This window comes from Clostridium sp. TJA085 (assembly GCF_058310235.1).
The window spans coordinates 250698-262961 of sequence record NZ_JBZEEZ010000002.1 but is presented as its reverse complement, the minus strand read 5'-3'; the positions used below and the strand labels follow the sequence as shown (position 1 = coordinate 262961).

At 26.4% G+C, this 12264-nt stretch carries 11 protein-coding genes; 10 read left to right on the top strand and 1 reads right to left on the bottom strand.

What is annotated here, in order from left to right; genetic code table 11:
• Position 1 precedes the first annotated feature (1 nt).
• The 6 genes from AC4FQW_RS08480 (at position 2) to dltC (ending at position 6727) form a co-directional block, all read left to right on the top strand.
• Positions 2–1243, top strand: coding sequence for an NAD(P)/FAD-dependent oxidoreductase (locus AC4FQW_RS08480; protein ID WP_491148510.1), 1242 nt, complete (start codon positions 2–4; stop codon positions 1241–1243).
• A 216-nt stretch (positions 1244–1459) separates the two neighbouring features.
• Positions 1460–1813 (top strand): DUF1667 domain-containing protein, encoded by a 354-nt coding sequence (locus AC4FQW_RS08475; protein ID WP_491148508.1) that lies wholly within the window; start codon positions 1460–1462, stop codon positions 1811–1813.
• A 479-nt stretch (positions 1814–2292) separates the two neighbouring features.
• Entirely contained in the window at positions 2293–3525 is a 1233-nt protein-coding gene (dltD, locus tag AC4FQW_RS08470) for a D-alanyl-lipoteichoic acid biosynthesis protein DltD (RefSeq protein WP_491148506.1), read from the top strand.
• Positions 3526–3634: 109 nt separating this feature from the next.
• Positions 3635–5155: a D-alanine--poly(phosphoribitol) ligase subunit DltA gene (gene dltA, locus AC4FQW_RS08465; protein WP_491148504.1), complete on the top strand. Its 1521-nt coding sequence runs from the start codon at positions 3635–3637 to the stop codon at positions 5153–5155.
• Positions 5155–6330, top strand: coding sequence for a D-alanyl-lipoteichoic acid biosynthesis protein DltB (gene dltB / locus AC4FQW_RS08460; protein WP_491148502.1), 1176 nt, complete (start codon positions 5155–5157; stop codon positions 6328–6330). The genes dltA and dltB overlap by 1 nt, the downstream gene beginning before the upstream one ends.
• A gap of 169 nt (positions 6331–6499) precedes the next feature.
• On the top strand, positions 6500–6727 hold the full coding sequence (dltC, locus tag AC4FQW_RS08455; RefSeq protein ID WP_303130577.1) for a D-alanine--poly(phosphoribitol) ligase subunit DltC: 228 nt from the start codon (positions 6500–6502) through the stop codon (positions 6725–6727).
• A gap of 105 nt (positions 6728–6832) precedes the next feature.
• On the opposite strand, the gene AC4FQW_RS08450 is transcribed toward dltC, so the two are convergent.
• A complete protein-coding gene (locus tag AC4FQW_RS08450) occupies positions 6833–7126 on the bottom strand; it encodes a hypothetical protein (protein ID WP_491148500.1) in 294 nt (97 codons plus the stop codon).
• 171 nt (positions 7127–7297) lie between these two features.
• Between AC4FQW_RS08450 and AC4FQW_RS08445 the strand changes: the two genes are divergently transcribed.
• The 4 genes from AC4FQW_RS08445 (at position 7298) to AC4FQW_RS08430 (ending at position 12223) form a co-directional block, all read left to right on the top strand.
• Positions 7298–8017, top strand: a complete 720-nt coding sequence (locus tag AC4FQW_RS08445) for a MurR/RpiR family transcriptional regulator (protein ID WP_491148498.1) — start codon at positions 7298–7300, stop codon at positions 8015–8017.
• 264 nt (positions 8018–8281) lie between these two features.
• Positions 8282–9643, top strand: a complete 1362-nt coding sequence (locus tag AC4FQW_RS08440) for a 6-phospho-beta-glucosidase (RefSeq protein ID WP_491148496.1) — start codon at positions 8282–8284, stop codon at positions 9641–9643.
• A gap of 192 nt (positions 9644–9835) precedes the next feature.
• The gene (locus AC4FQW_RS08435) at positions 9836–10423 is read left to right on the top strand and encodes an AAA family ATPase (protein ID WP_303130571.1); all 588 of its coding nucleotides are present in this window, start codon (positions 9836–9838) and stop codon (positions 10421–10423) included.
• 411 nt (positions 10424–10834) lie between these two features.
• Complete coding sequence (locus tag AC4FQW_RS08430) at positions 10835–12223, top strand: aspartate ammonia-lyase (protein WP_303130569.1); 1389 nt, start codon at positions 10835–10837, stop codon at positions 12221–12223.
• The last annotated feature ends 41 nt before the right edge of the window (positions 12224–12264 follow it).

Genomic DNA, 12264 nt, shown 5'->3' with positions numbered 1-12264 from the left:
TATGTACGATTTAATAGTAGTTGGAGGAGGCCCTGCAGGACTTGCAGCAGCTTATGAAGCATACAATGATGGAGTAAAGAAAATTTTAATTATAGAAAGAGACAACGAGCTTGGAGGAATATTAAATCAATGTATACACAATGGTTTTGGACTTCACACATTTAAAGAGGAATTAACTGGCCCTGAATACGCACAAAAGTTTATAAATATGCTAGAAGACACAAATGTTGAAGTTAAACTTGGTACAATGGTTCTTAATATAGATGAAAATAAAAATGTACATGCCATAAATGAAGAAGAAGGATATATAGTATTAAGCGCAAAAGCTGTAATACTTGCAATGGGATGTAGAGAAAGAACTAGAGGAGCTATAAATATACCAGGAGATAGACCATCTGGAGTATTTACAGCAGGAGCTGCTCAAAGATATATCAATATGGAAGGATATATGCCAGGAAAAAAAGTTCTAATATTAGGATCAGGTGATATTGGACTTATAATGGCAAGAAGAATGACTCTTGAAGGAGCAAAAGTTTATGGTGTTGTAGAACTTATGCCATATTCAAATGGATTAAATAGAAATATAGTACAATGTCTAGAAGACTATGATATACCACTATACTTATCACATACTGTTGTAGATATTGTAGGTAAAGAAAGATTAGAAAAAGTAGTAATAGCTGAAGTTGATAAAAATAGAAAACCAATAAAAGGAACTGAAAAGGAATTTGAAGTAGATACATTACTTTTATCAGTTGGATTAATTCCAGAAAATGAATTATCTACTAAAGCAGGTATTACAAAAGATATGAGAACAAATGGACTTATAGTATCAGAAAGTATGGAAACATCAATAGATGGAATCTTTGCTTGTGGTAATGTAGTACATGTTCATGACTTAGTTGACTTTGTTACTCAAGAATCAAAGCATGCAGGAAAGTCAGCTGCAAAATATATAAAGAATGAGTTAAATAAAGGTGAAACAATAAATATAGTTAATGGTCAAAATGTAAATTATACAGTACCTCAAAGATTTAATGTAGATGCAATAGATGGTAGCATGACTGTGTTTATGAGAGTAAATAATATATATCATGATAAAGCATTAGTAGTAAGAGAAGGAGATAGAGAAATAGCAAGCTTTAAGAGAAAGCATCTAGCTCCATCAGAAATGGAAAAAATAATATTACCAAAGAAACTTCTTGAAGGAGTAAAGGGTGATATTACAATATCATTAGAATAATATAAAATAATAATTAGTAGGGGAACTCAACTTCTCCTACTGAATAAGATTAAAAATAAGACCTCAACCTAAAAAATAATAAAGTTATAAAAATTAAGTACAACAAAAATGAAAAACTAACAATATTTACAAATTAAGTATAAATAAGATACGGAAATTTAATTGTTTAATGAGAGAATTAGTAAAATAGAGTATATTATAGGACGGTGAAAATCTATGATTAAGGAATTAATTTGCATAAGTTGTCCAATGGGATGTCATTTAAAAGTAGATACAGATAAAAAAACAGTTACAGGTAATACTTGTAAACGTGGTGAAATATATGGATTAAATGAAGTTACAAATCCAGTTAGAGTAGTAACTTCAACAGTAAAAGTAGAAGGTGGAGAACTTCCAGTGATACCAGTAAAAACAAATGGAGCAATTCCAAAACCTTTAAACTTTGAATGTATGAAAGTTATAAATGAAACTGTAATTAAAGCTCCAGTAAAAATGGGAGATATAGTTATAAAAGATGTACTAGGAACAGGAATAGATGTAATTGCTAGTAGAAATATAGAAGCAGTCTAAAAAGCTAAATATAGCTTATAGAAATAAAGATTTAATCACATACGTACCTCTTTAAGGGCAATTTAAACTTTAAAAGTTTAAATTGCCCTTAATTTGTGATTATTATAGAGTAATTGTAATAATTTTGACTTTATTTTGTAATTGTATATAATATATATAAAATTTATACTTTATATAGTATATATGAGTTACTTTAATGAAATTTTTATAAATTTATATATATATTAAAAGTTAAAAGTTAGTTAATTATTTGATGAAAAATACTATTGTTAATATAGGTATAAACCTAGGAAAATGGCTTTATAAGGAGTATTAAGATAGTTTTATAAAGTTAATTTAAGAAGTAATTAAGATAGTATTTACAATTTGTTAAAAACAATTAAATTAATGTAATTGAATATTATTAAAAATAGTAATAATATTTCAGGTGGAATTTATTTATTTCCGGATTTTACGTAACTTTAAGAGAGGAGCAAGGTATGAAAAAATTATTATATTTTATAATACCATTAATAATTGGGGTATTATTTGCTTTTGGACTAAATAAGTTTTTAGACCATGAAAATAGCAAATTGATGAAAGAAAAAAACTTAGTGCCTCTTATGGGGGAATATTCATCAGATATAAAGGATAAGGGTGTACTTATAAATAATGAATTATTATCTAAAAATAATATAATGATTTTAGGTTCATCAGAATTAAGTAATATAATAAAAAGACAACATGCAGCAACATATTTTAATAGTGGAAGAACTAAAAATGGATTATTTACTGTTGGAAGACCATATAATCAAACATTACAAGAAACACTTATACTTGGATCTACTAATCCTGATATAGATAATAAAAAGGTTGTAATATTTGTATCTATGCAAGCATTCTTAAGTAGAAAAGGAGTGCCTGGAAAAGATTTTCAATCATTATTTTCGCCAACACAATTTTATGAATTTTTAAATAATAATAATATAAATAAAGAAACAAAAGATTATTTAGCAAGAAGAGTAGCATCACTTTTAAAAAGTAGTGATGAATATTCAAGTGAAAGAGTTTATGCTGAACTTTACACTGATAACTCAACTTTGGGTGATATATGTAGTGTATTATTTAAGCCTTATTTTTTTATTAGAGAAAAAGAAGTTATGTTAAAAGAAAAAGGTCTTTTATATTTAAAACTTAAAAAACTTAATAATAAAAATAAAACTAAAAAATTAAGCAACAATTCAATAGATTGGAAAAGAGAAGATGAAATAGCATATAAAGAAGGTCAAGCAAAGGCTAAGGGAAATAAATATAAAATAGATTATAACAATTATAAATTTATTTCCAAGAAGTTACCGAAAATGAAAAATGCGTATTCAAAGATTAATTTATTAAAATCACAAGAAGTAGATGATTATAAGAATCTTTTAAATACTTGTAAAGAACTTGGAGTTAAACCTACTATAGTATTATTACCAAATGCAGACTGGTATTATGATTATACTGGAATTACTAAGGATAAGAGAACTAATTTTTATAAAACATTAGAAGAATTAGCTAGCAAGGATGGTTTTAAAGTAATTAATTTACAAGACAAAGAACCAACTCTAAAAAATAATAAAAATACAGATTACTATTTAAGAGATATAATGCATCTTGGAACGAGAGGATGGGTTGATATAAGTGAAAGGATTTATAAAGAATATAATCAAGGACAAATACCTGTTAACTAGTATAATAGTAACTTTAATAATAATTGCAGCAATATTAATAGTAACATTTACACCATTTAAACAAATACCATTCATTTACAATGAATTCTAATTTGAGGAGGATATTAAGATGGAAATAATTAAAGGGATTAAGAAATATGCTAATACTGATAGAATTGCTTTAAAATGCGATGGAGAAGAATTATCATATAAAGATTTAGATAAATTTTCAGAAAGCATAGGAGTTTATTTAAAAGAAATACATAAGGATAACACTCCTATAGTTATATATGGTAATAAAGATAATTTAATAATGTCATGTATGATTGGGGCATTAAAATCAGGTAGAGCTTATGTTCCATTAGATATAAGCTTTCCTTTAGATAGAGTTTCAAATGTAACTGAAGAAGTAAAACCAAAAGTACTATTTAACTTTAGTGATTATGATAAAGAGGTTTTTGGAGAAGGAATAAAAGTAATTAATAAAGATGAATTAGAAAAAATAATATGTGATAATAAAAATGAAGTATTAACAGAAGATTCATGGGTTAAAGAGGATGAAAATGCATACATATTATTCACATCAGGAAGTACAGGAAAACCAAAAGGGGTTCAAATAAGTAGTAACAACTTAGATAATTTTGTTGAATGGATTAGTGAGTATTTAAATATTGATGGAAGTGAAAAAGTTATAATGAATCAAGCTGCATATTCATTTGATCTTTCAGTAACAACAATATATCCAGGATTAACTCATGGAGAAACTTTATTTTCACTTTCAAAAAAGACTTTAGCAAACTATAAAGAACTTTTTAATCAATTTAAAGATTCTGATATGGCAATATGGGTATCAACACCATCATTTGCAGGGGTATGTGTAACAGAAGATACATTTAATTCAGAGATGTTACCTAAATTAGAGTCAATGATATTTATAGGAGAAGTTCTTCCAAAAAATTTAGCTAAAGATCTTAAAGAAAGATTCCCTAACACTAGAATAATAAATGGATATGGACCAACAGAAGCTACAGTTGCAATAAGTGCAAATGACATAACTTCACAAATGATTGAAGATTCAAAAAGCTTACCAGTTGGTGTTGTTATGGATACAACAAAAATTAGAATAATAGATGATAATGGGAATGATGTAGTAGATGGAGAAAAAGGTGAAATCGCTATAATTGGTAAATCAGTATCAAAGGGTTATTTTAAGAATGAAGAAAAAACAAATGAAGTTTTCTATTATGATGAATTTAATGGTGAAAAATTTAGAGCGTATAAAACAGGGGATATGGCGTATCTTTTAGAAGGTAAAATATATTACTGTGGAAGAAAAGACTTTCAAATAAAGCTTAATGGATTCAGAATAGAAATAGAAGATATAGAAAATAACTTAAGAAAAGTTGATAATGTAAAAAATGCTGTTGTATTACCGATATATAAAGATGAAAAGATTGCATATTTACAAGGAATAGTTCAATTAGAAGAAAAAAATGACCTTAGTAATTTAAAAAATGGAGTAAGAATAAAAAAAGATTTAGAAAAATTTATTCCAAATTATATGGTTCCAAGAAATATTAAGATAATAGAGGAATTCCCAACAAATATAAATGGTAAAATTGATAGAAAGAAACTTATGGAGGAGATTTAATGACACAGTATGGAGATTATTTATATCTATACATATTATTATTAACAACTATACCTGCCATAGTTTTAGGTTTATGTGGTAAGAAGATAAAAATATATGGAATGATTGCTACTATATTTATGATTTTTCTTATTATTGGTATTAATGTACAGTTAGGATTTTTGTGTACATTCATAATATGGGAATTAATAATAGTATATGGATATTTATTTATTAGAAAAAAAACAGATAGTATTATAGTATATAGAATATTTTTATTTGCTTCAATGCTACCTGTAATAATTAATAAAATATCACCGCATTTTGATTTAATAATTCCAGGTGCTAAGATAACTACTATAGGTTTTATCGGTATATCATATTTAAACTTTAGAGTTATTCAAATGGTTATTGAAATATATGATGGTGCTATAAAAGAAGTGAAATTATCTACATTTTTATATTTTGTTTTATTTTTCCCAACATTAAGTTCAGGACCAATAGATAGGTCAAGAAGATTTGAGAAAGATTTAGATAAGGAAATTTCAAAATCAGAATATATAAATGAATATTTAATGCCAGGAATAACAAAAATATTTTTAGGTATTTTATATAAGTTTGTAATAGCATTTTTAGTAAATACAATGTGGTTTACTAAAATACCAACAAACCATTTAACATTTGGTCATGCATATCAATATATGGTAGCTTATACTTTATATTTATTCTTTGACTTTGCAGGTTATAGTTTATTTGCAGTAGGTACAAGTTACATATTTGGAATAAAAGCACCAGATAACTTTAATAAGCCATTTATTAGTAAAGATATGAAGGAGTTCTGGACAAGATGGCATATATCACTTTCAAGATGGTTTGGAGATTATATTTTTTCAAGATTTGTAATAAGTTCTATGAGAAAAAAAAGATTTAAAAAGAGAGTTACAGCATCTCATGTTGCACAAATGATAACAATGATAACAATGGGATTTTGGCATGGATTAACATGGTATTATATAGTTTATGGTATATATCAAGGTGCTGTATTAGTACTTACTGATATGTATCAAAAAAAATCAAAGTTTTATAAAACTCATAAAAAGGAAAAATGGTTTCAATATTTACAAATATTTATTACATGGCATATAGCTGGATTTGGTCTTTTAATATTCTCGGGATATTTTGCGATAGTTAAATAATAAGGTTTAATTAAATGTTATATAAACTTAATATAAATTTACTGGAGAATTTTAGCTTTTAGTATTAAAATATAAATATATATTTTAAAAATAATTAAACTTTAATAAAAAATAAAGATTTGTATAATAGTATATAAGAGAGAATTTAAAAATAAAGGAGAATTTAGATATGCAAGAACAAGTAATAGAAATTTTTGAAGAAGTAACAGGTTGTGATGAAATAAGAGACGATTTAGATTTTGATTTATTTGAAGCTGGTCTTTTAGATTCACTTGCAATAATTGAAGTTTTATTACAAATTGAAGAAAGATTAGGAATAAAATTACAACCAACTGATTTAGAAAGATCAGATATGGCTACAGTAAATAATTTAGTAGCATTTTTAGAAACAAGATAATATTAACTTTATAAAAATTAATATTTAAGTTACATAAAAAGAGATATTCAATTTATTGAATATCTCTTTTTTGACGCTTAATCTTTTGGTTATTTTAACTTATAGTTAATTTTTATTATTTTTAAGATAAGATTTTGGTTGCTTTTGTATTTCTTTTACTGATTCAATTTCAGATAATCTATCTGCCATACTATCAGTGTAATTAAATTCTTGCCAAGCTATATTATTTACAACTATATCATCAGTAACAGGGTTTGGAATCATTGTTATATCTCCATTTGGAGCTGTACTTATTAAGTCTTCATCTGGAAGATGATAGTCATCTCTTTCATTAGGAAGATATGCATGTTCACCAGGATTATTTCTTATTTTTGCTGAATCTACTTTATTTTTTTTCATAATTAATCCCTCCTCTTGTTTAGTTTCTCCATAAAGAAAAAATATATTAGATTTATTTAAAAATAAATTTATTTATATTAACTTCTAGTAAGCATTACATTTTATATGATAAAGTATTAATTATAGAAAACTTAAGATTATAAATATTTAAAATAAAGTGGTGAAAAGATTATGTTTCAACTAGAGGCTATTAAAAGTTTCAATGATTTAGAATTTAGCGTTTATGATTATGTTATGAAAAATAAAAATACAGTAGTATATATGAGAATAAGAGAGCTTGCAGATGAAGCACATGTATCAACAACTACAGTTTTAAGGTTTTGCAAGAAACTTGGATGTGATGGTTTTTCTGAATTTAAGATTAAGTTAAAAATGTATTTAGAAAATGAAGAAAATTTTAATGTGAAAAATGATAAAAGTATTATAGTTGAATTTTTAAATAGAGCAGATAGCAATAATTTTAAAAATGATTTAGAAAAAGCATCAATTGCTCTTAAAGAAGCTAAATATATATTTTGTATAGGTTTTGGTAGTTCAGGAGCTATGGCAAATTATGCTTCAAGGTATTTTGCAGGGCTTGGAAAATTTTCATTACCAATAACTGACCCTTATTATCCAACAGAAAGTGTTTATGTAGAAGGAAGTGTTACACTTGCCTTTTCAGTATCAGGTGAATCAAAAGCAGCTGTAATGCATACTAATAGAATGAAAAGTGCTGGGGGGAAAATTATATCAATAACAAATAGTAAAAATTGCACTATAGCAAGTTTAGCGGATATAAAACTTGCATATTATGTACCACAAGAAAAGTATGGAATAAATGAAGCAACAACTCAAATACCTGTACTGTATATAGTTGAAGATTTAGGAAAAAGAATGAAAAATTTATAATTTTAAAATAATTAAAGTTATAAAAAATTTATATGTCTATTTAATTGAAATGTTTTATATAAAAAAGCATCTTATAACAAGATGTTTTTTTTATATAACAAATTATTTAAAAGATTATGTGTTTTTTATTAGTTCAAATATATTTATCTAAATTTTAAAAGGAAATATAATTAAGTCAATATAAGAAAGAACTATTTAAGGTATAGTTTATCTGTTATAAAATTTGTATAAATAAATTATAAAAATAAAGTGGGAGGTTTTAATTTGAGTAAAAAAGGATTGAAGATAGTTACAATAGGTGGAGGGTCAAGCTATACTCCAGAATTAGTTGAAGGAATTATAAAAAGATATGATGAGATGCCAGTTGCAGAATATTGGCTTGTTGATATAGAAGAAGGAAAAGAAAAACTTGAAATAGTAGGGAATCTTGCAAAAAGAATGGTTGAAAAAGCGGGAGTTCCAATGGAAATACATTTAACTTTAGATAGAAGAGAAGCTTTAAAAGATGCAGATTTTGTTACAACTCAATTAAGAGTAGGTCTTTTAAAGGCCAGGGCTAAAGATGAAAGAATTCCTTTAAGCTATGGATATTTAGGACAAGAAACAAATGGAGCTGGAGGACTTTTTAAGGCACTTAGAACAGTTCCGGTTATTCTTGATATAGCAAAAGACATAAAGGAACTTTGTCCTAATGCTTGGCTTATAAACTTTACAAATCCAGCTGGTATAGTTACAGAAGCACTTTTAAGATATGGAGTTCATAAAAAGGTAATTGGAGTTTGCAATGTTCCAATAGGTATGGAGTTTGGAGTAGCTGAACTTTTAGGAGTAGAAAAAGATAGAGTAACAATTGATTTTGCAGGTTTAAATCATATGGTATATGGACAAAGAGTTTACTTAGATGGAAAAGATATTACAGAAGAAGTTATAAATAAAATGGTAAAGGGAGAAGATATACAAGGGGTTGCAAATATTGTATCATTAGGATGGGATCCAGCGTTTATAAAGGCATTTGGAGTGCTTACTTGTCCGTATCATAGATATTATTATAAGAAAAAAGATATGTTAGATAATGAATTAAAAGAGTTTGCGGAAGGAAAAACAAGAGCGGAAGTAGTAATGAAACTTGAAGAAAGGCTATTTGAACTTTATAAAGATGAAAATTTAGATGTGAAACCAGAAGAACTTTCAAAAAGAGGTGGAGCTCATTATTCAGATGTTGCATGTAATGTAATTAATGGTATTTATAATGATAAGCATAATATAGTTGCTGTAAATACAAAAAATAATGGAAAGCTTAAGCAATTTGATGATAATTCAGCAGTAGAAATAAGCTGTTATATAACAAAAGATGGTCCAGTACCAGTTGAGACAGTAACAGATTTACCAATAGCAGCTCAAGGATTAACATCACAAATAAAAGCATTTGAAAGATTAGCAGCAGAAGCGGCATATACAGGAGATTATAATACGGCTCTTCTTGCAATGGTTACAAATCCATTGGTATCAGATGATATAAAAGGAAGAAAAATATTAAATGATATGTTAGTTGCTCATAAAAAATATTTACCTCAATTTAAGAAGGTTATAGATGCAATTGAAAAGGTAAATTTAGCAGAGTTTTAAAATTATAAAAATACTATTTTTTAAAACTACATGGCTTTATAAGGCTATGTAGTTTTATTTGTGTTATAATCATTATATTAGTTTTGACTAATTTAATTGAAACTTATTGATTGTACTGATATAATAACTTTGTTTTCTTAAACTTATGATAAAAAGTTAAGTACAAATGTTTATTTGGAGGAGAGAGATTATATGCCAGTAAGAATAGCCATCTTAGGTGGACCAAGATGTGGAAAAACTACACTGATACAACAATTATATGTTGATTTAAAAATAAGAGATTTAAATGTTGGAGTTGCGACTGAGTATAGTACTGATTACTTAAGAGATAAAGGTATGATAGAAACAATAGCGGAACAATATGGTATATATTTAGGACAAGCTCAATTAGAAGAAAGTTTAAATGAGTTTGATTATGCAATAACAGATTATGCTACATTTGTTCCATATATATATGCTAGATTTATGTTAGGTGATAAAAAGAGAACAAAAAAAGAAATAGAAATATTAAAGGATTTGTACATATTAGCATTAAGAGATTTACCAAAGTATGATTATATATTCTTTGTACCAAGAGAATTTGGTTATACACAAGATGGAGTAAGATGGCAGGATGAGGATTTAGCAAATGCCATAGATAAAGCTATATTAAGTTTCCTAGAAGCGGAAAATGTTAAGTTTGAAGTAATAACAGGTTCAACAAAAGAAAGATCAGAAAAGATTTTAGATAGAGTTGGAATAAAAGAAGTAGAAATAAAGGCAGCAATGCCACAAAAATAATATAATTATAAAGACTTATTAAAGTTTAAATTTAAACTTTAATAAGTCTTTTTTTATCATTAAATTTAATTTAATATACATAAAAAATAACATTTATTTAAGTCTAAAATTAATATGAAAGTTTAATAAATATAAGAATTAAAGTATACAAATTTTAACTGTTTAGTGATTATTTAAAAAATTTTAAAATAATAATACGCTTAGTGTGATAAAAGTTCTTAAATAAGTGTGAATATATAAATGAAAGTTTAGTGATACTGTATAAAGAGTTTTTAATTTTAAAAATAATATAGATAAAACTTTAATTATAGATTTCACACGAATTTGGCACGATAATTGCTAATTTTATTTAATACTAAGGGAAAATAAATTAAAAGTACATATATTATAGTCATATTGGAGGGTTTAGAAATGGAATTCAGAATTGAGAAAGATTCAATAGGAAGCAAAAAGGTGCCAAAGGATGTTTATTATGGAGTACAAAGTTTGAGAGGGCATGAAAACTTTAGAATTAGTGGATTAGATTTAGAAGAATCTTTCATAAAAAGCTTAGCTTTAGTTAAAAAAGCTTGTGCTATTACAAATTGTGAGGTAGGGGAGTTAAAAGATAACTTAAAAGATGCTATAGTAAAAGCTTGTGATGATTTATTAGAAGGAAAGTATTTAGATCAATTTATATTAGATCCAATTCAAGGAGGAGCTGGAACTTCAACTAATATGAATATGAATGAAGTTATAGCTAATATAGCAAATGAGTATTTAGGTTATGATAAGGGGTTACAATATCCAGTACATCCAAATGACCATGTAAATATGGGACAGTCAACAAATGATGCTATACCAACAGCCGGATTAATAAACTGTCATTTGTTATTAAGAGAATGTATAGAAGAATTAGAAAAATTTAAAAATGCACTTTTAGTAAAAGGACAAGAATTTGAACATGTAATAAAAATGGGAAGAACAGAAATGCAAGATGCTGTTCCAATAAGTTTAGGTTCAGAATTTACTGCATATGGAAGAGCAGTAAGTAGAGATATAAAGAGATTAGAAAAAAGACTTGATGAAGTTTTAATAGTTAATCTTGGTGGTACTGCAATAGGAACAGGAATAAATGCAAATAAAGATTATATAAAAGAAGTTTGTATAAATTTAAATAAATTAAGTGGATTAAATATAAGACAAGCTGAGGACTTAGTAGATAGCACTCAAAATGCAGATACAATGGCAGCACTTTCATCAGATTTAAAAGTTTGTGCTATTAATTTAAGTAAGATTGCAGGAGATTTAATTTTAATGTCATCAGGACCAAGAACAGGATTTTCTGAAATAAATCTTCCAGCTAAACAAAATGGTTCGTCAATAATGCCTGGAAAAGTTAATCCTGTAATGCCAGAATTACTTAAACAAATATCATTTCAAATAATGGGAAATGATACAACAGTAACTTTAGCAACACAATCAGGACAATTAGAACTTAATGCTTTTTATCCAATTATACTTTTAAATGTATTCCAATCAATTAGAATATTAAAAAATGGAGTGCGTACATTTACTGAAAACTGTGTTAAAGGTATTGAAGCTAATGAAAATACATGTAAAGACTTAGTTGAAAAGAGTATAGGAATAGTTACAGCTTTAGCACCTTCTTTAGGATATGAAAAATCTGCTGATATTGCAAAGAAAGCTCTTAAATTCAATAAGAGTGTAAGAGAAGTTATAAAGGAAGAGTTAGGACTTAGTGACGATGAAATAAAGAAAACACTTAATATAGATAAAATGGTTAGAATTAGTGGTTAAAGGTTTTAATTGAAAATTTATGATTTTATAAATGAAAGGAG

Bases quoted from the DNA above. Each gene is read 5' to 3' on its own strand.
- AC4FQW_RS08475 (WP_491148508.1), top strand. From the start codon at position 1,460: ATGATTAAGGAATTAATTTGCATAAGTTGTCCAATGGGATGTCATTTA.
- dltA (WP_491148504.1), top strand. From the start codon at position 3,635: ATGGAAATAATTAAAGGGATTAAGAAATATGCTAATACTGATAGAATT.
- AC4FQW_RS08445 (WP_491148498.1), top strand. From the start codon at position 7,298: ATGTTTCAACTAGAGGCTATTAAAAGTTTCAATGATTTAGAATTTAGC.
- AC4FQW_RS08430 (WP_303130569.1), top strand. From the start codon at position 10,835: ATGGAATTCAGAATTGAGAAAGATTCAATAGGAAGCAAAAAGGTGCCA.
- dltD (WP_491148506.1), top strand. From the start codon at position 2,293: ATGAAAAAATTATTATATTTTATAATACCATTAATAATTGGGGTATTA.
- AC4FQW_RS08480 (WP_491148510.1), top strand. From the start codon at position 2: ATGTACGATTTAATAGTAGTTGGAGGAGGCCCTGCAGGACTTGCAGCA.
- dltB (WP_491148502.1), top strand. From the start codon at position 5,155: ATGACACAGTATGGAGATTATTTATATCTATACATATTATTATTAACA.
- AC4FQW_RS08435 (WP_303130571.1), top strand. From the start codon at position 9,836: ATGCCAGTAAGAATAGCCATCTTAGGTGGACCAAGATGTGGAAAAACT.
- AC4FQW_RS08450 (WP_491148500.1), bottom strand. From the start codon at position 7,126: ATGAAAAAAAATAAAGTAGATTCAGCAAAAATAAGAAATAATCCTGGT.
- dltC (WP_303130577.1), top strand. From the start codon at position 6,500: ATGCAAGAACAAGTAATAGAAATTTTTGAAGAAGTAACAGGTTGTGAT.